Source organism: Salinicola endophyticus, assembly GCF_040536835.1.
Taxonomy (GTDB): Bacteria; Pseudomonadota; Gammaproteobacteria; order Pseudomonadales; family Halomonadaceae; genus Salinicola; species Salinicola endophyticus_A.
The window spans coordinates 2,615,678-2,639,178 of the sequence record NZ_CP159578.1 but is presented as its reverse complement, the minus strand read 5'-3'; the positions used below and the strand labels follow the sequence as shown (position 1 = coordinate 2,639,178).

Annotated in this window: 22 protein-coding genes; 19 read left to right on the top strand and 3 right to left on the bottom strand. The window is 67.9% G+C overall.

Annotated elements, in window-relative coordinates:
- The first annotated feature begins 24 nt into the window (after positions 1–24).
- From leuD to ABV408_RS11735, 16 genes are all read left to right on the top strand, one after another.
- Complete coding sequence (leuD, locus tag ABV408_RS11810; protein ID WP_353979149.1) at positions 25–669, top strand: 3-isopropylmalate dehydratase small subunit; 645 nt, start codon at positions 25–27, stop codon at positions 667–669.
- 54 nt (positions 670–723) lie between these two features.
- Positions 724–1,803: a 3-isopropylmalate dehydrogenase gene (gene leuB / locus ABV408_RS11805; protein ID WP_353979148.1), complete on the top strand. Its 1,080-nt coding sequence runs from the start codon at positions 724–726 to the stop codon at positions 1,801–1,803.
- Between the two features lie 222 nt (positions 1,804–2,025).
- Complete coding sequence (asd, locus tag ABV408_RS11800) at positions 2,026–3,141, top strand: aspartate-semialdehyde dehydrogenase (protein WP_353979147.1); 1,116 nt, start codon at positions 2,026–2,028, stop codon at positions 3,139–3,141.
- Between the two features lie 180 nt (positions 3,142–3,321).
- A complete protein-coding gene (locus tag ABV408_RS11795) occupies positions 3,322–6,045 on the top strand; it encodes a hypothetical protein (protein ID WP_353979146.1) in 2,724 nt (907 codons plus the stop codon).
- A 23-nt stretch (positions 6,046–6,068) separates the two neighbouring features.
- Positions 6,069–7,049 (top strand): tRNA pseudouridine(38-40) synthase TruA, encoded by a 981-nt coding sequence (truA, locus tag ABV408_RS11790; protein WP_353979145.1) that lies wholly within the window; start codon positions 6,069–6,071, stop codon positions 7,047–7,049.
- Between the two features lie 58 nt (positions 7,050–7,107).
- Positions 7,108–7,773, top strand: a complete 666-nt coding sequence (locus ABV408_RS11785; RefSeq protein WP_353979144.1) for a phosphoribosylanthranilate isomerase — start codon at positions 7,108–7,110, stop codon at positions 7,771–7,773.
- Complete coding sequence (gene trpB / locus ABV408_RS11780; RefSeq protein WP_353979143.1) at positions 7,727–8,998, top strand: tryptophan synthase subunit beta; 1,272 nt, start codon at positions 7,727–7,729, stop codon at positions 8,996–8,998. The genes ABV408_RS11785 and trpB overlap by 47 nt, the downstream gene beginning before the upstream one ends.
- A 14-nt stretch (positions 8,999–9,012) precedes the next feature.
- Positions 9,013–9,840 (top strand): tryptophan synthase subunit alpha, encoded by an 828-nt coding sequence (trpA, locus tag ABV408_RS11775; protein ID WP_353979142.1) that lies wholly within the window; start codon positions 9,013–9,015, stop codon positions 9,838–9,840.
- A gap of 106 nt (positions 9,841–9,946) precedes the next feature.
- On the top strand, positions 9,947–10,876 hold the full coding sequence (gene accD, locus ABV408_RS11770) for an acetyl-CoA carboxylase, carboxyltransferase subunit beta (RefSeq protein ID WP_353979141.1): 930 nt from the start codon (positions 9,947–9,949) through the stop codon (positions 10,874–10,876).
- Between the two features lies 1 nt (position 10,877).
- Positions 10,878–12,149 carry a folylpolyglutamate synthase/dihydrofolate synthase family protein gene (locus ABV408_RS11765; protein ID WP_353979140.1) on the top strand — a complete coding sequence of 424 codons (1,272 nt, stop codon included), beginning with the start codon at positions 10,878–10,880 and terminating at the stop codon, positions 12,147–12,149.
- Between the two features lie 85 nt (positions 12,150–12,234).
- A complete protein-coding gene (locus ABV408_RS11760; RefSeq protein WP_353979139.1) occupies positions 12,235–12,966 on the top strand; it encodes an SPOR domain-containing protein in 732 nt (243 codons plus the stop codon).
- The gene (locus ABV408_RS11755; protein WP_207037077.1) at positions 12,966–13,577 is read left to right on the top strand and encodes a CvpA family protein; all 612 of its coding nucleotides are present in this window, start codon (positions 12,966–12,968) and stop codon (positions 13,575–13,577) included. Before ABV408_RS11760 ends, ABV408_RS11755 begins: the two co-directional genes overlap by 1 nt.
- Before the next feature lie 28 nt (positions 13,578–13,605).
- The gene (gene purF / locus ABV408_RS11750; RefSeq protein ID WP_353979138.1) at positions 13,606–15,135 is read left to right on the top strand and encodes an amidophosphoribosyltransferase; all 1,530 of its coding nucleotides are present in this window, start codon (positions 13,606–13,608) and stop codon (positions 15,133–15,135) included.
- A 69-nt stretch (positions 15,136–15,204) separates the two neighbouring features.
- On the top strand, positions 15,205–16,407 hold the full coding sequence (locus ABV408_RS11745; RefSeq protein WP_353979137.1) for an O-succinylhomoserine sulfhydrylase: 1,203 nt from the start codon (positions 15,205–15,207) through the stop codon (positions 16,405–16,407).
- 151 nt (positions 16,408–16,558) lie between these two features.
- On the top strand, positions 16,559–17,113 hold the full coding sequence (locus ABV408_RS11740) for a cytochrome b (protein ID WP_353979136.1): 555 nt from the start codon (positions 16,559–16,561) through the stop codon (positions 17,111–17,113).
- A 73-nt stretch (positions 17,114–17,186) separates the two neighbouring features.
- Positions 17,187–17,768 carry a YceI family protein gene (locus ABV408_RS11735; protein WP_353982234.1) on the top strand — a complete coding sequence of 194 codons (582 nt, stop codon included), beginning with the start codon at positions 17,187–17,189 and terminating at the stop codon, positions 17,766–17,768.
- Between the two features lie 124 nt (positions 17,769–17,892).
- Here the strand turns inward: ABV408_RS11735 and ABV408_RS11730 are convergent, their stop codons facing one another.
- Positions 17,893–19,014 carry an FAD-dependent oxidoreductase gene (locus ABV408_RS11730; protein WP_353979135.1) on the bottom strand — a complete coding sequence of 374 codons (1,122 nt, stop codon included), beginning with the start codon at positions 19,012–19,014 and terminating at the stop codon, positions 17,893–17,895.
- Positions 19,015–19,140: 126 nt separating this feature from the next.
- Between ABV408_RS11730 and dkgB the strand changes: the two genes are divergently transcribed.
- Both dkgB and ABV408_RS11720 read left to right on the top strand, forming a co-directional pair.
- A complete protein-coding gene (gene dkgB, locus ABV408_RS11725) occupies positions 19,141–19,953 on the top strand; it encodes a 2,5-didehydrogluconate reductase DkgB (RefSeq protein ID WP_353979134.1) in 813 nt (270 codons plus the stop codon).
- Positions 19,954–20,066: 113 nt separating this feature from the next.
- Positions 20,067–20,513 carry a hypothetical protein gene (locus tag ABV408_RS11720; RefSeq protein ID WP_353979133.1) on the top strand — a complete coding sequence of 149 codons (447 nt, stop codon included), beginning with the start codon at positions 20,067–20,069 and terminating at the stop codon, positions 20,511–20,513.
- A gap of 97 nt (positions 20,514–20,610) precedes the next feature.
- On the opposite strand, the gene ABV408_RS11715 is transcribed toward ABV408_RS11720, so the two are convergent.
- Together ABV408_RS11715 and ABV408_RS11710 are read right to left on the bottom strand one after the other, a co-directional pair.
- Positions 20,611–21,801, bottom strand: coding sequence for an amino acid aminotransferase (locus ABV408_RS11715; RefSeq protein ID WP_353979132.1), 1,191 nt, complete (start codon positions 21,799–21,801; stop codon positions 20,611–20,613).
- 191 nt (positions 21,802–21,992) lie between these two features.
- Positions 21,993–22,979, bottom strand: coding sequence for an aldo/keto reductase (locus ABV408_RS11710; protein ID WP_353979131.1), 987 nt, complete (start codon positions 22,977–22,979; stop codon positions 21,993–21,995).
- Positions 22,980–23,230: 251 nt separating this feature from the next.
- Between ABV408_RS11710 and ABV408_RS11705 the strand changes: the two genes are divergently transcribed.
- Positions 23,231–23,491 (top strand): helix-turn-helix transcriptional regulator, encoded by a 261-nt coding sequence (locus ABV408_RS11705; RefSeq protein ID WP_353979130.1) that lies wholly within the window; start codon positions 23,231–23,233, stop codon positions 23,489–23,491.
- Positions 23,492–23,501: the final 10 nt, after the last annotated feature.

The following is a 23,501-nucleotide window of genomic DNA, read 5'->3' as shown; positions in this document are numbered from 1 at the left end:
CCCCATTCACGAGGAGTGACGACGATGAAGAAATTCGAACACCTGCAGGGGTTGGTGGCGCCGCTCGATCGGGCCAACGTCGATACCGACCTGATCATTCCCAAGCAGTTCTTGAAATCGATCAAGCGCACCGGCTTCGGCCCCAACCTGTTCGACGAGCTGCGCTACCTCGACGAGGGCTATCCGGGCCAGGATGCCTCCAGCCGTCCGCTCAACCCCGATTTCGTTCTCAACCAGCCGCGCTACCGCGGTGCCCAGGTACTGCTGGCGCGGCGCAACTTCGGCTGCGGCAGCTCGCGTGAGCACGCGCCCTGGGCCCTGGACGACTTCGGCTTCCGCGTGGTGATCGCGCCCAGTTTCGCCGATATCTTCTACAACAACTCGTTCAAGAACGGCATCCTGCTGATCACCCTCGACGAGGAGACCGTCGAGCGCCTGTTCCAGGAGACCGAGGCGAGCGAAGGCTATCGCCTCGACGTCGATCTCGAACGCCAGCAGCTGACCACGCCGAGCGGCGAGACGATCGCCTTCGAGGTCGACCCGTTCCGCAAGCACTGCCTGCTGGAAGGGCTCGACGACATCGGCCTGACGCTGGAACAGGCGGGGGCGATCCGCGACTTCGAGCAGCGCCATCGCCAGGCGCAGCCGTGGCTGTTTCGCGACGCTTGATTGACTGACACCCGCATCGACACCGCTCTCCAGGCGGGTTTTCAAGGATTACGCATGAGCAAGAAGATTCTGGTATTGCCCGGTGACGGTATCGGGCCGGAAATCACCGCCGAAGCGGTCAAGGTGCTCGACGCCTGCCGGGTCGCCGGGCTCGACGCCGAGCTCGAACAGGGGCTGGTCGGCGGTGCCGGCTACGACGCCGAAGGGCATCCGCTGCCCGAGTCGACCCTGGTCAAGGCCAAGGCGGCCGACGCCATTCTGCTGGGCGCGGTGGGTGGCCCCAAGTGGGATGCACTCGAGGATCTCTCCAAGCGCCCCGAAAAGGGCCTGCTGGGGCTGCGCAAGAACCTCAACCTGTTCGCCAATCTGCGCCCGGCGCTGCTCTACCCGCAGCTCGCCGAGGCCTCGACGCTGAAGCCGGAGGTGGTCTCCGGGCTCGACATCATGATCGTGCGCGAGCTGACCGGGGGGATCTACTTCGGTCAGCCGCGGGGCATCGAGGCGCGCAACGGCGAGCGCGTGGGCTATAACACCTACGTCTATTCGGAGTCGGAGATCGAACGTATCGGCCGGGTCGCCTTCGAGATGGCGCAGAAGCGCGGTGGCAAGCTCTGCTCGGTGGACAAGGCCAACGTGCTAGAGGTCACCATCCTGTGGCGTGAGGTGATGAACCGCTTGGCACCCGAGTACCCGGACGTCGAGCTGTCGCACATGTACGTCGATAACGCCGCCATGCAACTGGTGCGCGCGCCCAAGCAGTTCGACGTGGTGGTCACCGGCAACATGTTCGGCGACATTCTCTCCGATGCGGCGGCAATGCTCACCGGCTCCATCGGCATGCTGCCCTCGGCGTCGCTCAACGAGCGCCAGCAGGGCATGTACGAACCGTGTCACGGCAGCGCGCCGGACATTGCCGGCCAAGGGCTGGCCAATCCGCTGGCGACGATTCTGTCGGTGGCCATGATGCTGCGCTACTCGCTCGGCGAGAGCGCGCTGGCCGAGCGCATCGAGCGCGCAGTGGGGCAGGTGCTGGATGCTGGCCTGCGCACCGCGGACATCGCCTATCCCGGTACCCGCCAGGTCTCCACCGTGGAGATGGGGGATGCCGTGGTGGCCGCGTTCGCCAACGCTTGATTCCACCGCGCCTGCGGCCCGCGCGCAGGCACGGTCGTCGTCTTCAGGCGCTTGGCGACTGCGGCGGATCGGCGCCGGGCCCGGCGGGCTGCTAGACTGAGACTCTTTTGAGGGGGCCGTGACGCGCGTCACGGCAGACGTTCATGGAAGCGGAGCCGTGTCGGCCGGGAGATAACCGCCGTGGTCGGTCGTGGCTCCCTCCGCCTTCGGGGTAACCAATCTATGTTGAAAGTCGGATTCGTCGGCTGGCGCGGTATGGTCGGTTCCGTGCTGATGCAGCGCATGCTGGATGACAACGATTTCGCCGGTCTCGAGCCGGTGTTCTTCTCCACCTCCCAGACCGGGCAGCCGGGGCCGGATATCGGCATGGAGGTGCCGGCACTCAAGGACGCCAACGATATCGCCGAACTCAAGGCGATGGACGTGATCGTGACCTGCCAGGGCGGTGACTACACCACTGCCGTCTACCAGCCGCTGCGCGAAGCGGGCTGGAAGGGCTACTGGATCGACGCCGCCAGCACCCTGCGCATGGCCGACGATTCGGTCATCGTACTCGACCCGGTCAACCGTCACGTGATCGACGCCCAGCTGGCCAAGGGCACCCGCACTTTCGTCGGTGGCAACTGTACCGTCAGCCTGATGCTGATGGGGCTGGGCGGGCTGTTCGAGGCCAATATGGTTGAGTGGATGACCTCCATGACCTATCAGGCGGCCTCCGGCTCCGGCGCCAAGCACATGCGCGAGCTGCTGGCCCAGATGGGGGCGCTCAACGGTGCCGTGGCCCAGGAGCTGGCGACGCCCTCCAGCGCCATTCTGGACATCGACCGCGAGGTCACCGCGACCCTGCGCAGCAGCGCCTTCCCCACCGACAACTTCGGCGCGCCGCTCGCCGGCAGCCTGCTGCCGTGGATCGACAAGGCAATGGAGAACGGGCAGAGCAAGGAAGAGTGGAAGGGCGGCGTGGAGACCAACAAGATCCTCGCCACCGGCAGTCAGCCGATCCCGATCGACGGCCTCTGCGTGCGTATCGGCGCCATGCGCTCGCACAGCCAGGCGTTCACCATCAAGCTGCGCCAGGACGTACCGCTCGACGAGATCGAGGATCGTCTGGCCAAGCACAACGAGTGGGTCAAGGTCGTACCCAATGACAAGGACCAGACGATCGAGCAGCTCACGCCGGCGGCGATCAGCGGCACGCTGACCATCCCGGTGGGGCGCCTGCGTAAGCTCGCCATGGGCGGCGAGTATCTGACCGCCTTCAGCGTCGGCGACCAGCTGCTGTGGGGGGCCGCCGAGCCGCTCAAGCGCATGCTGCGGATCGTGCGCGAACACGCCTGAATCGATGCGCTGACACGCGTCAGCCGCTTGCACCACGAGCCCCGTCAGCGTCTACGCTGGCGGGGTTTTTGTGTTCAGGCTCGCTGGATGTTGTGTTACGTGATGTTAAAGAATGTGTCTCTGTGGCCGATCATCCATGTGAACACTTGTCTTTGAAACCATCGCGCAGGCGGAGACAGCATGCGGTCATGGGTCACGCTCTTCATCGGCGGTTGCGGGCTGCTGCTGGCTACTCGAGTACAAGCCCTGGGCATCGGGGAGCCGTTGACGGTATCACCACTCAATCGGCCGCTGCATGCCGTGCTGCCGCTGACCGCGAGCGCCAGGCTGGAGCCCGCCCAGGTCACGGTGACGCTGGCCGACGCGGCGGCCTACCGGCGCGCTGGGTTGACGCCGGACGCCCTCGGCGATGGCATCACCGCGCGAGTCGAGAAGCGTGACGGCGGGCTCGCCATCGTGCTCGACAGTGATCAGCGCGTGCGCGAACCCTTTCTCGATCTGCTGCTGACCGTGAGCTGGCCCCAGGGGCAGTGGCAGCGCGACGTGTCGCTGCTTTTCGACCCGCCCGACTATGCCGCGGCACGGCCGCTACTGGCGGCTGCCGGCGCCGCGTCGCCGGAGATTAGCGCCGCCGGTTGGCCGCAGACGCTGACGGTCGCCCCCGGTGCCACGCTCTCGACCCTGGCGGCCGCGCTGCCACCGCACCAGGGGGTCTCCCTGGAGGCGGCCATGCTGGCGCTCTATCGTGCCAATCGCCGTGCTTTCGTGGGCGGGGATCTCGACCGGTTGCGTGCCGGCGTGAGCCTCGACGTGCCGCCGGTGGGTACGGTCGCGGCACTGACCGATCAGGCGCCGCAGGCGCTTCGGGCGTTGCGCGACGCTGCGGATGGCGCGGACGTCGGATCACAAGCGGAGTCTGAGAGCCTGGGGCAGCGGCGCCCGGCGCAGGTGTCAGGACCAGATGACACTGAGGCGCTGGCGCGCCAGGTCGCAGCGCTGACCCGGCAGCCCCAGCGACAGCTGGCGACCATCGCCGATCTCGAGCGCCAGCGCGAGCGTCTAACGATGGCGCTCGCCGCACGTGCCACGCCGCTCGAGACGGGCGAGGCTGCCGTGGTGGCGGCCAAGGGATTAGCGGTGCCAACCGGCGACGCCTCGGCTGACTCGGCCCCGGCTTCATCGACCTCGACGTTATCGACTTCGGCTGGGACAGCCGCCGATGCGTCTACCGTGGATGATGGCGTTGCGGCTTCCGGTTCGACGCCAACCGCTGGTGAGGCGGCGACTGACGATGCCGCCCCAGATGCTTCCTCGGCGGCTGCCACCTCGTCGCCTTCGCCGGCCAAGTCCACATCGTTGACCCCATCGGCGTCTTCGACGTCTCCGGCGGCCACGGCGTCAAACGCCAGCGCGGCTGCCCCGAGCCTATGGCAGCGTGCCGTCTCCTGGGCGCCGCTACTCGGTGCGCTGGCGATACTCGGACTGCTGTGGGCCCTGCTGTGGCAGCGGCGCCGCGCCCGGGCCCAGATAGCGCATAGGGGCGAAAACGAGATGAAAGGCAACGCTCCCGAGGCGCACGTCGAGCCCCCGGGGGCGCCCCGCCGCCGGGTGCCGGGTAAGTTGCTGGCGTGCATCAAGCGCGGCAGGAGGCGTCGCCGTGGGCATCACGACGGCGCCGAGACCGAGACGGGCGCCGCGGCGATCAGTCAGGCCGATATCTATATCGCCTACGGCCGTTTCGCCGCTGCCCGCGACTGGCTCGAACCGCGACTGACAGAAGATCCGCGCCATCGACTGAGCCTGATTCGCGCGCTGGGTGAGCTGCGTGAGATCGAGGCCATGGAGCGGGTGCTGGCCGGATTCGATGACAGCGCCAGCCGCGGGCAGCGGCGCACCGCGCAAGCGCTGGCCGCCGACTACCGCGCCCGCTATGTCGATGAGAGCTGCGCGGTGGCCACCGATCACGCACAGGCCGCAGCAGCCGATACCGCCGCCGCGAGCCTGCTGGCGGAGGACGAAGGAGCGCTTTCGCTGGCGCGGGTCGAGGATGTGGATGCGCTGTTCGACGCCGCGCTGGGCAGCGAGGCGTCGCCCGCGCCTGAGGCGCCATCTGTGCCCGAGAGGACGCCCTCCTCTGATTCGGCACCCATCGAGCGCGCATCGACGCCGCCTGGCTCGGAGGGTGCCGACGCGGAGAGCATCGAGACACGCCCCGACGCTGCGCCGACGCTGGCGCTCGAACCCTTGCCGCATGCGTTCGACGTGGCCCCGGAGACGCTTGGTGCGGCGCCGGCGCCCACGGTGGGTCCATCCGCAGCCGAGCCCGGCGAGCATCGCCTGGCCGGTGCGCAGGAGGGCGCAGTACAGGTTAGCGAGGGGCAGGTTGATGGGGCGCAGGGAGAGCAGGAGCCGTACGGCGAGAAGCCGGAGGGCGCTGCCGCCGCCAGCGAGGCGCCGCAAGAGCACCGCGCACGGCGCTGGGGAAGCGACGGCGACGCCACCTCTGCAACGCTGGCCTTTGGCGATGATCTGGCGCCCCAGGCGCTGCGCATCGACTACCAGCCACCGATACTGGAGCTCGATGACGCACCATCGCCACCACCAGCGCCGCCGAGCGACTCCGCGTCCGAGATCGAGATGCCGCCGCTCGCTCTCGATTCGCAGACCTGGCGCCCGATGGGCGAGCCGGCCTCTACCGAGACGTCCCCCCAGAGCGTCGACGCAGCCTCTCCTGGCAGCACGTCGTCTCGGGATACGTCCGCTGGCAACGCCCCGCCTCGCAACACCGCTCATCAACAGGGCGTATCCCCGGACGACACGTCGCTGCAGCGCGGAATACCCGTTGGCTGGGAGGTCGAGGAGGTGGAATTCGAGCCGTTGCATCGGGATAATGGTCGGCCCTAAGTTTTCCCGCGTTGCAGGTTTCGATGGCGTTTTTTACCCGGCAGGACGATACCCAGGTGCTGAGTGGCCGCCTGGCCCTCGGCGTGGAGTATGACGGCACCCGCTACTGCGGCTGGCAGCGGCTGAGCCACGCCGAGTCGGTCCAGGGCACTCTGGAGGCCGCGCTGTCGCGGATCGCCGCGGCCCCGGTCAAGGTGCTGTGCAGCGGCCGCACCGACAGCGGCGTGCATGCCACGCGCCAGATCGTGCACTTCGACGCGCCCACGCCGCGTACCCAGAAAGCGTGGCTGTTCGGCGCCAACGCCACCCTGCCGCGGGATATCGCGGTACGCTGGCTGGTGCCGGTGAACGACGATTTCCACGCCCGCTTCTCGGCGCTGGCCCGGCGCTATCGCTACGTCATCCTCAATCAGCCGACGCGCCCGGTGATGGAGCGCCACCAGGCCACCTGGTGTCGCGAGCCGCTGGATGCCGAGCGCATGCATTGCGCCGCCCAGGTGCTGGTGGGCGAACATGACTTCTCCAGCTACCGCGCTGCGGGGTGCCAGTCGAAGACGCCGATTCGCCATCTGCACGCCATCGAGGTTTGCCGCTACGGCACCCTGGTGGTGATCGACGTCCAGGCCAACGCCTTCTTGCACCATATGATTCGCAATATCGCCGGGGTACTGGTGGCGGTAGGGCGCGGCGAACAGCCCGAGTCCTATCCCGCCGAGCTGCTGGCGCTCAAGGATCGGACCCTGGGCAACGTTACTGCGCCGGCCTGTGGGCTGCATTTCGTCGACGTGCGCTTCGACGAGCGCTTCGCCCTGCCCGAAGAGCCGCTGGGCCCGCAGATGCTGGCATTCCGCGGTGACTGGACCGGCGACCGCGACCTGATTCCCGACACGCCGCTGATGCGTCGGCGGCGGGTGTGGCCGAAATGGATCGACGCCGAGGGTAACGTGGTCGATACCCATCCCGATGCCCTCGCGGCGACTTCCGCCGCCGAATCCGCACCGTGACGCGAGCGGCGCGGCCGGCCAGACACGCCCTCCCCGGGGCACCAGAAGGGATAAGCCCATGAGCCAGGTGAGAATCAAGATCTGCGGCATGACCCGGCGCGAGGATATCCACGCTGCGGTGGCGTGTGGCGCCGACGCCCTGGGCTTCGTGCTGTGGGCGGGCAGTGCCCGGGCCATCGACGCCTCGCGGCTGGCCGCGCTCAGCGCCGAGGTGGCGCCCTTCGTCACCCGGGTGGGGCTGTTCGTCGATGCCGACGCGGCCAGCGTCGAGGCGGCACTGCCTTATCTCGACCTGCTGCAGTTCCATGGCGACGAGCCGCCGGAGTTTTGCGCGCGCTTCGCCAAGCCCTGGATCAAGGCGCTGCGCATGCGCGACGATCTCGATCTGCGGCGCGCCGTCGCGACCTACGCCGGCGCCGGGGCGCTGCTGCTCGACGCCTACCGCCCCGGGGTACCGGGGGGCACCGGCGAGACCTTCGACTGGGCGCGCATTCCCGGTGATCTGGGCAAACCTGTTATCCTTGCCGGTGGTCTGACGCCGGACAACGTCGCCACCGCCATCGCCCGCGTCGCGCCCTATGCGGTGGACGTTTCCGGTGGCGTCGAGGCGCGCTCGGACACCGGTGCGCCGCGCCACGGCATCAAGGATGCCGCGCGCATGCACGCCTTCTGCCAGCATGTCCGCGCCGCCGGCGCGACCACCATCCACGCAGCGACACCATGAGGGTCCACTCGTGAGCCGATTCTTTGACCTGACGCAACTGCCCGATGCGAGCGGCCACTTCGGCCCTTACGGCGGGCGGTTCGTCTCCGAGACGCTGAGCTTCGCGCTGGAAGAGCTCGACAAGATCTATGCGAGCCTCAAGCACGACCCCGATTTCCAGGCCGAGTTCGACCGCGACCTGACCCACTACGTGGGCCGGCCGTCGCCGCTCTATCATGCCGAGCGCTGGTCACGCGAGATCGGCGGTGCCCAGATCTGGCTCAAGCGCGAGGATCTCAACCACACCGGCGCGCACAAGGTGAACAACACCATCGGCCAGGCGCTGCTGGCCAAGCGCTCGGGCAAGCCGCGGGTGATCGCCGAGACCGGTGCCGGCCAGCACGGCGTCGCCACTGCCACGGTGGCCGCGCGCCTGGGACTCGAGTGCGAGGTCTACATGGGCGCGGAGGACGTCGAGCGTCAGAAGCTCAACGTCTACCGCATGCGCCTGCTCGGGGCCAAGGTGGTGCCGGTGGAGTCCGGCTCGCGCACGCTCAAGGACGCCATGAACGAGGCGCTGCGCGACTGGGTCACCAACGTCGACAATACCTTCTACATCATCGGCACCGTGGCGGGTCCGCACCCTTATCCGATGCTGGTACGTGACTTCAACGCCGTGGCGGGCCGCGAAGCGCGGCGCCAGTCGCTGGAGCAGATCGGGCGCTTGCCGGATGCGCTCGTCGCCTGCGTCGGCGGCGGCTCCAACGCCATGGGCCTGTTCTATCCCTTCGTCGAAGACGAAGAGGTTGCCATGTACGGCGTCGAAGCCGGCGGCGATGGCCTCGCCACCGGCCGCCACGCTGCGCCGCTGACCGCCAACGCGCCGCGTGGCGTGCTGCACGGCAACCGCACCTATCTGATGTCCGACGAGGGCGGCCAGATCGCCGACACCCACTCGGTCTCGGCGGGTCTGGACTATCCCGGCGTGGGCCCTGAGCACGCGCTGTGGAAGGATGTCGGGCGGGTCGAGTACGTCGCCGCCGACGACCACGAGGTGCTCGCCGCCTTCCGCGAGCTGACCCGGGTCGAGGGCATCATGCCGGCGCTGGAGTCGGCCCACGCGCTGGCTCACGCCAAGAAGCTGGCCGCCAGCCTGCCGCAGGACAAGCACATCGTGGTCAACCTCTCCGGGCGCGGTGACAAGGACATCCATACCGTGGCCAAGATCGACGGCATCGAATTCTGACGGCGGGGACCGACATGAACCAACACGCGAATCGTATCGACCGGCGCTTCGCCGCGCTCAAGGCAGCGGGGCGCAAGGCGCTGATTCCCTACATCACCGCCGGCGACCCGGCTCCGGCGCACACCGTCGATTTCATGCACGCCTGCGTCGAGGCGGGGGCCGATGTGATCGAGCTGGGCGTACCGTTCTCCGACCCCATGGCCGACGGCCCGGTGATCCAGAAGGCGTGCGAGCGCGCGCTCCTCCACGGCACGCGGCTGAGCCACGTGCTGGAGATGGTGGCGGCGTTCCGTGAACGCGACAGCGAGACCCCGGTGGTGCTGATGGGCTACCTCAACCCGATCGAGCGCATGGGCTATGCGGCCTTCGCGCGTCAGGCTCGGGATGCCGGCGTCGACGGCGTGCTCGCGGTCGACATGCCGCCGGAGGAGATGGGCGAGAATGCGGCGCTGTTCGCCGACCACGGTCTGCAGTCGATCTTCCTGCTCGCGCCGACCACCTCCGAGCAGCGCGCGACGACGATCTGTCACCACGGCCAGGGCTATCTCTACTACGTGTCGCTCAAGGGCGTCACCGGTGCGGCGACCCTCGATGCCGAAGCCGTAGGGGCTCAGCTGGCGAGCCTGCGTGCGCTCACCGAGCTGCCGCTGTGCGTCGGCTTCGGCATCCGTGACGGCGCCACCGCGGCGGCTATCGGCCGCGTTGCCGACGGGGTCATCGTCGGCAGCGCCCTGGTTGGACGTATCGCCGAACGCGCCGATACCCCCGAGACGATCCCGCAGGCGCTGCGCGAGATCCTCGGCGAGATGCGCGAGGCGCTGGATCGCGACGCGCGCGCCTGAGCTGCGCAGGGCATTCTGGTATCATCTGCGCTTTCCGTGTCGCGCCGGCGTGTGGCTGACCGCCGGCGCGGACCCGTTTCCTTAAACTGATGGAATCTCTCCCGACATGAGCTGGCTAGACAAGATCGTCCCGTCGATGAGCCGCACCCAGCGTAACGACCGCCGCGCCAGCGTGCCCGACGGCCTGTGGCGCAAGTGCCCGAGTTGCGATTCGGTGCTCTATCTCCCCGAGCTGGAGAAACACCAGAACGTCTGCCCCAAGTGCCAGCACCACCTGCGACTCACGGCACGCAAGCGGCTCAACTGGTTCCTCGATGCCGAAGGGCGCGAGGAGATCGCCGCCGACCTGCAGCCGAGCGATCGGCTCAAGTTCCGCGATTCGAAGAAGTACAAGGATCGCCTCTCGGCGGCGCAGAAGGAGACCGACGAGAACGACGCCCTGATCGCCATGCGCGGTACCCTCGACGGTCTGCCGGTGGTTGCGGTGGCGTTCGAGTTCTCGTTCATGGGCGGTTCCATGGGCGCGATCGTCGGCGAAAAGTTCGTGCGCGCGGCGAGCCTGGCGCTGGAGCAGGAGATCCCGCTGGTGTGCTTCGCCGCTTCCGGCGGCGCGCGCATGCAGGAGGCGCTGTTCTCGCTGATGCAGATGGCCAAGACGTCTGCCGCACTGGAGAAGCTCAAGCAGGCCGGTGTGCCCTATATCTCGGTGCTGACCGATCCGGTGTTCGGTGGTGTCTCGGCGTCGCTGGCGATGCTCGGTGACCTCAACGTGGCCGAACCCAATGCGCTGATCGGCTTTGCCGGCCCGCGGGTGATCGAGCAGACCGTGCGCGAGAAGCTGCCGGAAGGGTTCCAGCGCAGCGAGTTCCTGCTCGAGCACGGCACCGTCGACATGATCGTTGCGCGCCCCGAGCTGCGGGCGCGGCTGGGCAACGTGCTGCGTATCCTCACCCACCAGCCGTCGCTGGGTGGTGAAACCGAGGCGGACTTCTCGCCGCTGCCGGACGAGGCCGACGTCTCCCAGGCGTCGCGCTGAGATGTCCGCGGCGCTGGATGCGTGGCTGGCGCGACTCGAGCGCCAGCATCCCGTCGCCATCGAGCTCGGCCTCGAGCGCGTCGCCACGGTGGCGGCGCGTCTGGGGCTGAACGAGCGGCCGCTGGCGGGGCAGGTGGTCACCGTGGCCGGTACCAATGGCAAGGGCTCGACGGTGGCGCTGCTCGAACGCCTGGCGGCGTGCCACGGCCTCTCCACCGCCTGCTACACCTCTCCCCATCTGCTGCGCTACAACGAGCGCCTGCGTCTCGACGGCGAGCCGGCGGACGATGCGCTGCTGGTCGCGGGCTTCGAGCGGGTCGAGGCTGCACGCCTGGCGGGTGAGGCGGTGAGTCTCACCTACTTCGAGGCGGGCACCCTGGCGGCGCTGTGGGCGATCGCCGAACGCCAGCCGCAGCTGGCGATCCTGGAGGTCGGTCTGGGCGGACGCCTCGACGCGGTCAATGTGGTCGACCCCGATATCGCGGTGATCACCACCATCGCCCACGACCACGCCGACTTCCTGGGTGACGATCTCGAGGGTATCGGCTTCGAGAAGGCCGGCATCCTGCGCCAGGGGCGCCCGGCGGTACTCGGCAGTCGCCAGCTGCCCGCCAGTGTCTCGGCCCGCCTCGACGCGCTGGCAGCGCCGGCCTACTGGCTGGGCCAGGCGTTCGCGCCCGACGCTCGGGATGACGGCTGGCAGTGGCAGGGCAGTGACGCCGAGGGCGGGCGCTATGAGTTCGATAGCTTGCCCGACCCGGGCCTGCCGCTGGACAATGCCGCGGTGGCGCTGCAGGTGCTGACGCTGCTCGGCGTCACCCCACGGGACGACGCCGTGCGCGAAGCGCTCGCCACGGTATCGCTGCCCGGGCGTCTGCAGTGGCTGGGCAACTGGTGTCTCGACGTGGCGCACAATCCCCACGCGGCGGCCTACGTGGCCGAGCGGTTGGCGGCGCGCCCGCGACCGACGCGGCGCATCGGGCTGCTCGGCGTGCTCGGCGACAAGGACGCCGAGGCGCTGATCGCGGCGCTCGGCCCGGCGGTCGACGCCTGGGTCGCGGTCGGGCTGGACGGCCCGCGCGGACGCTCGGCGGCCAAGCTGGGTGCAGCGATCGAGTCCGCCGGGGCGCCGCTGCTGGCCCGCTGTGACTCGCCGGCAGCCGGCGTGGCGTGGCTGCGCGAGCGGCTCGCCGCTGACGAGGAGGTGCTGGTGTGCGGCTCCTTCCTGACCGTGGCCGAAGCCCTCGGTGCGCTGACGGCGGCGACCGGCTGAGGGGCGCGGTGCACCGGATCGGCATTTTTCATCGCCCCGGCCAACGGATGACCGGGGTTCGAACAGGCCCGCTTGAGGAGGTCTTATGAAGTACGGATGGCGTGAACGGATCAGTGGTGCGGTCATTCTGGTGGCCCTGGGGGCGATCTTCGTGCCGATGCTGTTCGACGACCCGGAGCCGCGTCAGCAGGGCCCGGAGCCGGTGATGGTGATCGAGCAGCCGGTGGATGGGGGCGAGGCGCGCCAGCGCATCATCGAAGCGCCGCAGCCACCCGCCTCGGTGGCTCAGCGCGACAGCGGCGGCGACGCCAGCGCGGTACCCGAGCCCGACACCCGCGCCCAACTGGGCGGCGGCGCGGATAGCTTCGGACAGCGTGCGGACAACAGTGGGCAGAGCGGCGGCAGCGGCGCGGGTACCACGGGCGGTGGCTCGCAGGCGACCCAGCCGCGCACCGACCCGATCGCCGAGCTGGCTCAGTCGGACACCAGCCAGCCGGCCGAGCGCCAGGCGCCGGCCGCTCAGCCGGCGCCGGCCAAACCCGAACCGGCGCCCAGCACCCCTGCGCGTACCGCCGCCAGCAAGGATGGCGGCTGGGTGGTGCAGGTCGGCAGTTTCGGCCAGAAGGACAACGCCACGCGGCTCGCGGCCAAGCTCAAGGCGCAGGGCTTCGCCGCCTATTCGCAGCCGCGCGACAACAACCTGACCTCGGTCTATGTCGGGCCTTTCGCCTCCTCGGAGGCGGGCGAGAAGGCGCGCGCCGAACTCAAGCAGTCCGCCAACCTGTCGGGGCTGCTGATTCGCAAACCGGGTAGCTGATGACGCTCACCTGGCTCGACTACGCCTTCCTGCTGGTATTGACGATCTCGATGCTGGCAGGTTTCATGCGCGGCCTGGTACGCGAGGCGCTGGGCCTGGGGGCGTGGATCGTCGCACTGCTCGCGGCGCGGGTCTTCGCGCAGCCGCTGGGCGAGATGCTCGAGCCCTACATCTCACATCCGGACGCGCGTCTGGTCCTCGGCTTCGTCCTGGTGATCTTCGTCGTGGTGATGGTGTGTGGCTTCGTCATCCGCCTGCTCAATGCGGCGATCGAGTGGGTCGGGATGGGTTTTTTCAACCGGGTCGCCGGTGCCTGCTTCGGCCTGGCCCGGGGCGCGGCGATCCTGGTGATCGCCACCGTGGTGATCGGGCTGACGCCGTTGGCTCAGTTGAGTGCCTGGCAGCAGGCCCAGCTGCGTCCCGCGTTCGAATCGCTGCGGGCCTGGGCGGTGGTCCAGCTCGAGGGCTGGAACGTGGATGCGTCGCAGGCGGAGGACGCCATGCGGCGTCTGCCGTTGACGCTGCCCGGTACGACGACTTCGACAGTCGAGCAGAGCGGCCGTGCCGTGCCACCTCCGGGTGGTGCACCGGCCGCGCAACCGGCGCCCTGAGGGGCGCAATCAAGCGAGGTAAGGCGGCATGTGCGGTATCGTGGGCCTCATGGCCAATGAAGCGGTCAATCAGTCGATCTATGACGCGCTGACGGTTTTACAACACCGCGGACAGGACGCCGCCGGCATGATGACCTGGGATGACGGTCGGTTTCTGCTGCGCAAGAACAATGGGCTGGTGAGGGATGTCTTCCACACCCGCCACATGAAGCGTCTCCAGGGCAATCTGGGGATCGGCCACGTGCGCTACCCCACGGCGGGCTCGGCGAGCGAGGCGGAGTCGCAGCCGTTCTACGTCAACTCGCCCTACGGCATCACGCTGGCGCACAACGGCAACCTGACCAATTCGGACCAGCTCAAGCAGGAGCTGTTCTCCTCCGATCTGCGCCACATCAACACCAGCTCCGACTCCGAGGTGCTGCTCAACGTGTTCGCCCACGAGCTGGGCAAGCAGGGGCTCTACCTCACCCCCGAGGACATCTTCGATGCGGTGCGCCGGGTGCATCGCCGCTGCCGTGGCGGCTACGCAGCGGTCGCCATCATCAGCGGCTTCGGGCTGGTCGCCTTCCGCGACCCCCACGGTATCCGCCCGGTGGTCTACGGCACCCGCGAGGGCGTCGACGCCGAAGGGCGCCCGGCGCAGGAGGTGATGATCGCCTCCGAGTCGGTGGCGCTGGATGTCAGCGGCTTCGAGCTGGTGCGCGATCTGGCGCCGGGCGAGGCGATCTTCGTCGACATGCACAAGAATGTGCACACCCAGCAGTGCGCCGATCGCCCCCGGCTGACCTCGTGCATCTTCGAGCACGTCTATCTGGCGCGCCCGGATTCGAAGCTCGACGGTGCCTACGTCTACGGCACCCGCATGCAGATGGGGCGCAAGCTCGGCGACCGCATCCAGCGCGAATGGCCGGAGCACGACATCGACGTGGTGATCCCGATCCCCGACACCTCGCGCACCACCGCGCTGGAGCTGGCGCAGCACATCGGGGTGACCTTCCGTGAAGGGTTCATGAAGAACCACTACATCGGCCGCACCTTCATCATGCCGGGGCAGACCCAGCGCAAGAAGTCGGTGCGCCAGAAACTCAACGCCATCGGTAGCGAGTTCGCCGGCAAGAACGTGCTGCTGGTGGACGACTCGATCGTGCGTGGCACCACCTGCAAGCAGATCATCCAGATGGCTCGGGATGCCGGGGCCAACAAGGTCTACTTCGCCTCCGCCGCGCCGGCGGTGCGCTACCCCAACGTCTACGGCATCGACATGCCGGTGGCCTCCGAGCTGATCGCCCATGGCCGCAGCGACGCCGAGGTGGGTGAGCTGATCGGCGCCGACCGCCTGATCTATCAGGATCTGGAGGATCTCAAGGCGGCCTGCCGCGAGGTCAACCCGGCCCTCGACGACTTCGACTGCTCGGTGTTCGACGGCAGCTACGTCACTGGCGATATCGATGAGGCCTATCTCGCCGCGCTCGAGGCCGCCCGCAGCGACGCGGCCAAAGAGGGGCGCGAGCGGGTCAATGCCGTGGTCGATCTGCACAACGACAGCTCGGACGACTGAGCCGGTGAGCCCCGCCGCCGGCGGGGCTGTCTCAGTCAGGGTCCAGACGATATTCAGGAGTGTACCCGCATGCCCTTAGATGACGCCCCGGACGACGACCTCTCGCTCGGCCTCGAGACCCTGGCGATCCGTGCCGGCCATGAACGCACCCATGAGCAGGAGCACGGCGAGCCGATCTTCCCCACCTCCAGCTTCGTCTATGGCAGCGCCGCCGAGGCCGCCCGCAAGTTCAAGGGCGAGGAGCCCGGCAACGTCTACTCGCGCTTCACCAACCCCACCGTGCGCAACTTCGAGCAGCGCCTGGCGGCGCTCGAGGGCGGTGAGCGCTGCGTCGCCACCAGCTCGGGCATGGCGGCGATTCTCTCGACCGTGCTGGCGCTGTTGCAGGCCGGCGACGAGGTGATCGTGTCGCGCTCGGTATTCGGCTCGACCATCGCGCTGTTCGACAAGTACCTGGCCAAGTTCGGCGTGGTGCCGCGCTATGTGGAGCTCAACGATCTCGCCGGATGGGAAGCGGCGATCACGCCCAAGACCAAGCTGCTGTTCGCCGAGACGCCCTCCAACCCGCTCAACGAGCTGGTCGACATCGCCCAGCTGGCCGAGCTTGCCCATCGCCACGGAGCCTGGCTGGCGATCGACAACTGCTTCCTGACTCCGGCGCTGCAGCGTCCGCTGGAGTTGGGCGCGGATCTGGTGATCCACTCGGCGACCAAGTATCTCGATGGGCAGGGGCGGGCGATCGGCGGTGCCGTGGTCGGCCGCGACCAGGAGCTGGAGCAGCTGTTCGGTGTGGTGCGCACCTGCGGCCCGTGCATGAGCCCGTTCAACGCCTGGATCTTCCTCAAGGGGCTGGAGACGCTGAGCCTGCGCATGCACGCCCACAGTCGCAATGCGCAGGCCCTGGCCGAGTGGCTGGAGCAGCAGCCGGCGGTGGCGCGGGTCCACTACAGCGGTCTCGCCAGCCACCCCCAGCACGCCCTGGCCCAGCGCCAGCAGCTCGGCTTCGGCGCGGTCATGGGGGTCGAGATCGCGGGCGGGCGCGAGGCCGCCTGGCATGTGATCGACCACACGCGGGTGATGTCGATCACCGGCAACCTGGGCGACGTCAAGACCACCATCACCCATCCCGGGACGACTACCCACGGCCGTCTGAGCGACGCCCAGCGCGCTTCGGCGGGCATCAGCGATGGGCTGATCCGCCTCGCGGTGGGGCTGGAGACGCTGGAGGATCTGCAGGCGGATCTGGCTCGGGGGCTCGACTCTCTGAGTTGAGACCTCTGGAACGATTGACCGAAAGGCCCGCTACGGCGGGCTTTTTCGTATCTATCGTTTCCTTTTCGTCATCAATCGTTTTCCCCAGCTCTGGCTGTCGGCGTGCGTCATTCCCCGTATGCTGAGCTGAAACGCGGATGGGGGCAGAGTGATGTGGCGCAATTCTCACAGCGGTTGGGGCAGGATCAGCATCGCGCTGCACTGGCTCAGCGCGCTGGCGGTGCTCGGCCTGTTCGCGCTGGGCTGGTGGATGACCGGCCTGGGCTACTATGACACCTGGTACCATCTGGCGCCGTGGTGGCATAAATCGATCGGTATCCTGCTGCTGGCCGCGAGTCTTGCGCGGGTGGCGTGGCGCCTGACCCAGCCCACCCCGCGTGCCCACGGCAGTGTACTCGAGCGGCGTGCGGCTCACGTCGGGCATGGGCTACTCTATCTGCTGCTGTTCGTGGTGCTGTTCTCGGGCTATCTGATCTCCACCGCCGAGCGCCAGGGCATCAGCGTGTTCGGCTGGTTCAGCGTGCCGGCGCTGGTCTCGGGGCTGCCGGATCAGGCGGTGCTGGCAGGTAGCGTGCACTGGTACGCCGCCTGGGCGCTGGTGATTCTCGCCGTCGGCCATACCCTGGCCGCGCTCAAGCACCACTGGTTCGACCGCCAGGACACCTTGACCCGAATGCTGACGACGCGCGCCGCGCGGCGTCGCTGAGCGTTTCCGAGCGCTGGCCGTGCCGACGCTCGCTCCACCCCCCAAGAGCTCAATCCACGAGGAGTCTCGTATGCTGCTGAAGAAGACCGCTCTAGCCGCCCTGGTCGCCGCCGCGCTGCCGCTGGCCCAGGCCCAGGCCGCCGACTACAAGATCGACAGCGAAGGCCAGCACGCCTTCATCCAGTTCAAGATCAGCCACCTCGGCTACTCCTATATCCTGGGGGACTTCAAGCAGTTCAGTGGCGACTTCAGCTACGACCCCGAGGCGCCCGAGCAGTCCAGCGTGGCGGTCAAGGTCGACGTCGACAGCCTCGACAGCAATCACGCCGAGCGCGACAAGCATATCCTGAGCGGCGACTTCCTCGACGCCGGCAAGTATCCGCAGGCGAGCTTCAAGTCCACCGGCTTCCAGATCGACGACGATGGCGAAGAGGGCGAGATGACCGGGGAGCTGACCCTGCACGGGGTGACGCGCGAGGTGACCTTCGATGTCGATCACATCGGCGGCGGCGACGACCCCTGGGGTGGCTATCGCCAGGGCTTCGAGGCGACCACTACGCTGAATCTGGCCGACTTCGATATCGACATGAGCAAGTTCCCGGAGCCGATGCGCAGCGTGGATCTCTATGTGGTACTCGAAGGCATCCGCCAATAGGCGATAACGCTGGACCACCGCGCTAGGACGCGGTGGCTGTTCGCTGACGCGACTCCGGCCTGGTGCCGGGGTCGCGTTTTTGTGCCGCAATCAGCGTGGGTGTCGGCGCCCGGGCGTGATCGGCTCAGGTGTCGTCCAGGTAGCGCGCGACCTCGCGGCGGTCGCGGCGATGCTTGAGCCGCCGTACCCAGCGCCCGCGGCACCATAGCGAGCCGCGCCAGGCGATATCGCGCAGATCGCCCAGATTGAGTGCCTTCCACTGGCTGGCATGGGCCCGGGCCGGGGTGGGGGCATCGCCCAGCGCCAGCAGCGCCGCGAGCAGGCTAGCGCCACGTTCACGGGTGGCGCGACGAGTGGGCTCGCCGGGGGCGCTGGCCTGGTTGACGAACACCCGCGGATCTTCGCGGCTGCGCTGGCGCGGATCGACCTCCACCCGGCCCTGGGCGTCATGGGCCAGTCCGAAGACCTCGAACGCCGGCGGCGGGCGCAGCGCCTCGACCACCAGCAGCAGGTCGGCGTCGACGGCGGTACCGTCGTCGAGGATCAGGCTGTCACGCTCGTAGCGCGCGGCTGTGGCCACCAGCTCGAGGCGCAGGCCACGCCGCTGCAGGCGCCGGGTGAGCCAGCGGTTGGCGCGGCGGCAGGCGTCGGGCAGCGGCTGGCGCTCGTTGCCGATCAGCGCCACCGGCAGCGGGCGGCCGTAGCGCTCCCCCAACGCCAGCAGGTTGGCCGCCAGCTCCACCCCCAGGGCGCCGCCGCCCAGCACCGCCACACTGGGCAGGCGCCGGGCGGGGTCAGCCAGTTCGCTCTCGAGCTGCTGGCGCAGCGCCCAGAGGGAATCGGCGCTGGCGCCGTAGACGCCCTGGGCGGTGTAGAAGCCGGGAATGGCCTGGGCATCGACTACCGCGGGCAGATCGATCGACAGCCAGTCGTAGTCGAGGTGCTGACCGTCATCCAGGGTCACCCGGCGGTTGCCGCGGTCGGCGGCGACCACGCTGGCGGCGACATGGGTGGCGCCGTGGGCGGTGATGCGTGCCGCCGGCAGGCGCACGTCGTCGAGCTGCCATTCGCCGCCGAGCATGCCGCCCAGCCAGTCGGCGAAAGCGAACGGCTGTGGCGTGATCAGGGTGACGTCGATACCCGCCTGCGCCAGTTCGCGCGCGTGGCTGGCGACATGCAGATGGGCATCGCCATTGCCGACGAGAAGCAGCTGTTGGCGAGGAGAGGAGGGCGTGGCGTCTGACATGCCTCGATCCGGGCAGAAAACCGAACTTGAGTCTAGCATGGTCAGGCACGGTGCCCGAATGCGGGCGAGGCGGGCACCGCTTTTCGCTGGTTTTTTCACCCCCCGCACGATTCGAGGAGCAGCTTCATGTCACGTCATCTTCTGCCGCAGCCGGGTCTGGGAACCTATCGCCTCAAGGAGCAGGCGGTCATCGACTCGGTGACCTCGGCGCTCGACCTCGGTTATCGCCACCTCGATAGCGCCCAGATGTATGGCAACGAGGCGGCGGTGGGCAAGGCGGTGCGCCAGAGCGGCATCCCCCGCGACGAGCTCTTCATTACCACCAAGATCTGGTGGGATCAGCTCGAGCCGGCGGCGCTCACCGCCAGCCTGGAACAGAGTCTCGACGCCTTCGGCCTCGAACACGTCGATCTAGCCCTGATCCACTGGCCTTCGCCAGAAGATAAGGTGCCCATGGCGGACTATCTGGGCGCACTCGACGCCTGTCGCCAGCGCGGCCTGACCCGGCATATCGGGGTGTCCAATTTCACCATTGCGCAGATCGATCAGGCTTTGGCGCTGCCCGGCGGCGAGCATCTGGTGACCAACCAGATCGAAGTGCATCCGTTCCTGGCCAACCGTGCACTGGTCGAGCATTGTCAGGCCAAGGGGCTCGAGGTGACCGCCTACATGCCGCTGGCGGTGGGCCGGGTAATGGACAATGACGTACTCCAGCGCATCGCTGAGCGCCATGCGGTGACCCCGGCGCAGATCGCGCTGGCCTGGGTCGCCGCCCGCGATATCATCGTCATTCCGTCGTCGACCAAGCCAGAACACCAGAAGGCCAATCTCGAGGCGCTGGAGCTTCGCTTGAGCGATGCCGAGATCGCCGAGATCGATGGACTCGACCGCGGCGAGCGCATTGCCGATCCTGATTTTGCCCCGACCTGGGACGAGTAAGCTCGCCTCAAATAGTATCGCTTCCCTCGGGCCGCTAGGTCCGAGGGGGCCGAGGCGCGAATTTTTTTGCCCGGCAGAGGTCTCAAGAGGACATCGTCTTGAGAGGATCTGCCATGCGTTCTTGGACACGTCCCTGGGCTCTGCGTCTGGGTATCGGCTTGCTCGCCGCGGGCAGCGCGCTGCCCGCCCTGGCGCAAACGGGCAACGGCGCTGCGGGCGACGACTCGAGCCTGAGGGTGAAGGCCGACAGCGGTCAGCCGCAGCCGCCGGCCAACGCCTCTCAGGTCGACCGTGAGTCGATCGAGAAGTCAGGCGGGGTGGGGCGCGACAATGCCGCCTTCACCGATGGCGGTGCCCAGACGCCGGTGGATCAGCGTCCCAATGCGTTGAGCTTCGACCAGCTCGATGTCAACGACGATGGCGTCATCGACCGTGATGAAGCGGTCAGTGCCAATCAGCAGGCGCTGTTCGAGCGGCTCGCCGACCCCGAGGCCGGCGGCATCACCCACCAGCGCTTCCGCGAAGCGATGGGCTCGGATACCCTCGCGCCCACCGAGTGACCCGGCGCGGTTGCCGTATCGATAACGCAGAACGCCCGGCCAATGGCCGGGCGTTCTGCGTTGATGCGCTTTCGGTGCCGCTGCTGTCTCGGCCCCGTCAGTCGACCACGGCGGCGATCGCCTTGGCCACGTAGGGCAGGTTCTCGCTGGTGAAGCCGGCCACATTGGCGCGGCCAGAGCCGACCATGTAGATGCTGAACTCGTCGCGCAGGCGCTTGACCTGTTCGGTGCTCAGCCCGGTGTAGGAGAACATGCCGCGCTGGGCCGCGACGTGGGCGAAGCGCTTGTCGAGACCGTAGGGCTCGAGCGCGGCGACCAGGTCGCTACGCAGGCCGTTGATACGGTCGCACATCTCGGTCAACTCCTCGCGCCATACCCGCGCCAGCTCCGCCGACTCGAGAATCTCGGTGACCACGGCGGCACCGTGGGAGGGCGGGTTGGAGTAGTTCTCGCGCGCCACGATCGCCATCTGCGAGCGCACGTTCTGCATCTGCTCGGCATTCTTGGCGATCACGATCAGGCAGCCGGTGCGTTCGCGGTAGAGGCCGAAGTTCTTCGAGCAGGAGCTGGTGATCAGCACCTCGTCGAGGTTCTCGGCCATCAACCGCACGCCGTAGGCGTCTGCTTCCAGTCCCTCGCCGAAGCCCTGGTAGGCGAAGTCCACCAGCGGCAGCAGGCCGCGCGACTTGACCACTTCCAGCACCTGCTGCCACTGCTCGCGGTCGAGATCGAAGCCCGAGGGGTTGTGACAGCAGGCGTGCAGCAGCACCACGTCACCCTGCGGCACCTCCTTGAGCGTCGCCAGCATGGCGTCGAAGTCGAGGCGGTTGTCGGCACTGACATAGGGGTACTTGCGCATCTCGATGCCGGCGGCGTCGAAGATGCCCAGATGGTTGGGCCAGGTGGGGTCGGAGAGCCAGATGCGCTTGCCCGGCAGGTTCGACTTGATGAAGTCCGCCGCTAGCCGCAGTGCGCCGGTACCGCCCGGCGATTGCGTGGCGCTGGCACGGTCGGCCGCCAGCACGGGGGAGTCGGCGCCCAGCACCAGTGGCAGCAGCACCTTGCCGTAGCGCGGATCGCCGTGCGAGCCGATATAGCTCTTGGTCTGCTCGTGCTCCAGCAGATACGCCTCGGCCTGCTTCACGGCGCGCATGATCGGCGTGTGGCCGTGGGCATCGCGATAGACGCCGACGCCGAGATCGACCTTCTGCGGATTGCTATCCTGGTTGTAGGCTTCGATCAACCCGAGAATGGCATCCCCGGGAACGCGCTCGATCTTCTCAAACATTGGCGTGCACTACCTCGTCGATTCTGGCGGCCATGGTGGTAGGCCGGTAGCGTCACCGGCCTGGCGTGTCGTACAAATTCTGGTGTGGATCGGCGACCTCGCGGAGCGCCGAGTTTCATGATGCCACCGCGCCTGCGCCTGCGCCACTCGTGGCGGCCGCTGCCGGCAAGCCGTCGAGCGCTGAGCCCGGCTCAGCTGAAGCCGACCACCTCGTGGGGCACGTAGGGGGCCTCCAGCGCCGCGATCTCCTCTTCGCTCAGGGTGATATCGAGTGCGCCCAGCGCCTGATCGAGATGATGTGCCTTGCTCGCGCCGACGATCGGTGCGGTGATACCGGGCTTTTGCAACAGCCACGCCAGCGCGACCTGGGCCGGCGACACATTGCGCTGCGCGGCCACCTGGCCCAGCGCCTCGATCACCGGGGCGTCTCGATCCTGGCCCAGGTTCCAGGCACGCATCTGCTCGTCGCTACGTGCGCGGGTGGTGCTGCCCTCGCTGCCCACCGCCTTGCTGCCGGCGAGAATGCCGCGCGCCAGCGGGCTCCAGGGGATCACACCTACGCCCTGGTCGCGGCACAGCGGCAGCATCTCGCGCTCTTCCTCGCGGTAGATCAGATTGACCATCGGCTGCATGGTGACGAAGCGCGTCCAGCCGTTGCGCTCGGCGACGTGCTGCGCCTTGGCGAACTGCCAGGCGTGCATGCTGGAGGCGCCGATATAGCGGGCCTTGCCCGCCTTGACCACCTCGTGCAGCGCTTCCATGGTCTCCTCGATGGGGGTGTCGTAGTCCCAGCGATGGGTCTGGTAGAGATCGACGTACTCCATCCCCAACCGACCGAGCGAGGCGTCGATGGCGTGGTGAATATGCTTGCGCGAGAGCCCGCGTTCGTTGGGCGAGCGGTTGCCGGTGGGGTTGTAGACCTTGGTCGCCACCACGACCTCCTCGCGCCGGGCGAAGTCATTGAGCGCCTTGCCCACTACGCGCTCGGACTCGCCGTCGGAGTACATGTCGGCGGTATCGAAGAAGTTGATTCCGGCCTCCAGCGCCTGCTGGATGAAGGGCCGACTCTGGGCCTCGTCGAGGACCCAGTCGCGCCAGCGTGGCGTGCCGTAGGTCATGGTGCCGAGACACAGCGGAGAGACCTTGAGGCCGGTCTGGCCGAGACGACGGAATTGCATGATGGGACTCCCGAATGCATGTACACCTTCTAACCTAGCAGCCAGCGCCTGGAACGTAGTGCCAGACACGCTCGTCGGGGAGCGTCGGGGTCGTAAGGTGTCGGCCGGAAGGTGGTGTAGTAAATTCCAATTTTGATATTTGAAATATCAATAAGGATATTTAGAAATGGTTATCGATGCGCTAGACTCGGTGGATATCAATGATCAAATGCAGGTGAATGGGCGCTAATGCCGATCTGCGGGAGAGTGCGATGATCACCGGTCCTCAAATGCGTGCCGCCCGTGCCCTGCTGGGCATCGATCAGCGTGCCCTGGCGGCGCTGGCGGGGGTGTCGGTGCCCACCATCCAGCGCATGGAAGCCAGCCCCAGCACCGTGCGCGGCGTCATCGGCAGCCTGACCAAGGTGGTGGAGGCGCTGGAGCGCGCCGGTGTCGAGCTGATCGGCGATGAGGCGATCAGCCAGGCCACCGGGCGCGGTGTGCGTCTCAAGACCGCGCCCGGCGAGTCTTAACCCCTAATCC

Bases quoted from the DNA above. Each gene is read 5' to 3' on its own strand.
- leuD (WP_353979149.1), top strand. From the start codon at position 25: ATGAAGAAATTCGAACACCTGCAGGGGTTGGTGGCGCCGCTCGATCGG.
- ABV408_RS11710 (WP_353979131.1), bottom strand. From the start codon at position 22,979: ATGCAATTCCGTCGTCTCGGCCAGACCGGCCTCAAGGTCTCTCCGCTG.
- trpA (WP_353979142.1), top strand. From the start codon at position 9,013: ATGAACCAACACGCGAATCGTATCGACCGGCGCTTCGCCGCGCTCAAG.
- ABV408_RS11715 (WP_353979132.1), bottom strand. From the start codon at position 21,801: ATGTTTGAGAAGATCGAGCGCGTTCCCGGGGATGCCATTCTCGGGTTG.
- ABV408_RS11795 (WP_353979146.1), top strand. From the start codon at position 3,322: ATGCGGTCATGGGTCACGCTCTTCATCGGCGGTTGCGGGCTGCTGCTG.
- ABV408_RS11705 (WP_353979130.1), top strand. From the start codon at position 23,231: ATGATCACCGGTCCTCAAATGCGTGCCGCCCGTGCCCTGCTGGGCATC.
- dkgB (WP_353979134.1), top strand. From the start codon at position 19,141: ATGTCACGTCATCTTCTGCCGCAGCCGGGTCTGGGAACCTATCGCCTC.
- ABV408_RS11720 (WP_353979133.1), top strand. From the start codon at position 20,067: ATGCGTTCTTGGACACGTCCCTGGGCTCTGCGTCTGGGTATCGGCTTG.
- trpB (WP_353979143.1), top strand. From the start codon at position 7,727: ATGTCCGCGCCGCCGGCGCGACCACCATCCACGCAGCGACACCATGAG.
- leuB (WP_353979148.1), top strand. From the start codon at position 724: ATGAGCAAGAAGATTCTGGTATTGCCCGGTGACGGTATCGGGCCGGAA.
- asd (WP_353979147.1), top strand. From the start codon at position 2,026: ATGTTGAAAGTCGGATTCGTCGGCTGGCGCGGTATGGTCGGTTCCGTG.
- ABV408_RS11765 (WP_353979140.1), top strand. From the start codon at position 10,878: ATGTCCGCGGCGCTGGATGCGTGGCTGGCGCGACTCGAGCGCCAGCAT.
- accD (WP_353979141.1), top strand. From the start codon at position 9,947: ATGAGCTGGCTAGACAAGATCGTCCCGTCGATGAGCCGCACCCAGCGT.
- ABV408_RS11740 (WP_353979136.1), top strand. From the start codon at position 16,559: ATGTGGCGCAATTCTCACAGCGGTTGGGGCAGGATCAGCATCGCGCTG.
- purF (WP_353979138.1), top strand. From the start codon at position 13,606: ATGTGCGGTATCGTGGGCCTCATGGCCAATGAAGCGGTCAATCAGTCG.
- ABV408_RS11755 (WP_207037077.1), top strand. From the start codon at position 12,966: ATGACGCTCACCTGGCTCGACTACGCCTTCCTGCTGGTATTGACGATC.
- ABV408_RS11745 (WP_353979137.1), top strand. From the start codon at position 15,205: ATGCCCTTAGATGACGCCCCGGACGACGACCTCTCGCTCGGCCTCGAG.
- ABV408_RS11760 (WP_353979139.1), top strand. From the start codon at position 12,235: ATGAAGTACGGATGGCGTGAACGGATCAGTGGTGCGGTCATTCTGGTG.
- truA (WP_353979145.1), top strand. From the start codon at position 6,069: ATGGCGTTTTTTACCCGGCAGGACGATACCCAGGTGCTGAGTGGCCGC.
- ABV408_RS11785 (WP_353979144.1), top strand. From the start codon at position 7,108: ATGAGCCAGGTGAGAATCAAGATCTGCGGCATGACCCGGCGCGAGGAT.
- ABV408_RS11730 (WP_353979135.1), bottom strand. From the start codon at position 19,014: ATGTCAGACGCCACGCCCTCCTCTCCTCGCCAACAGCTGCTTCTCGTC.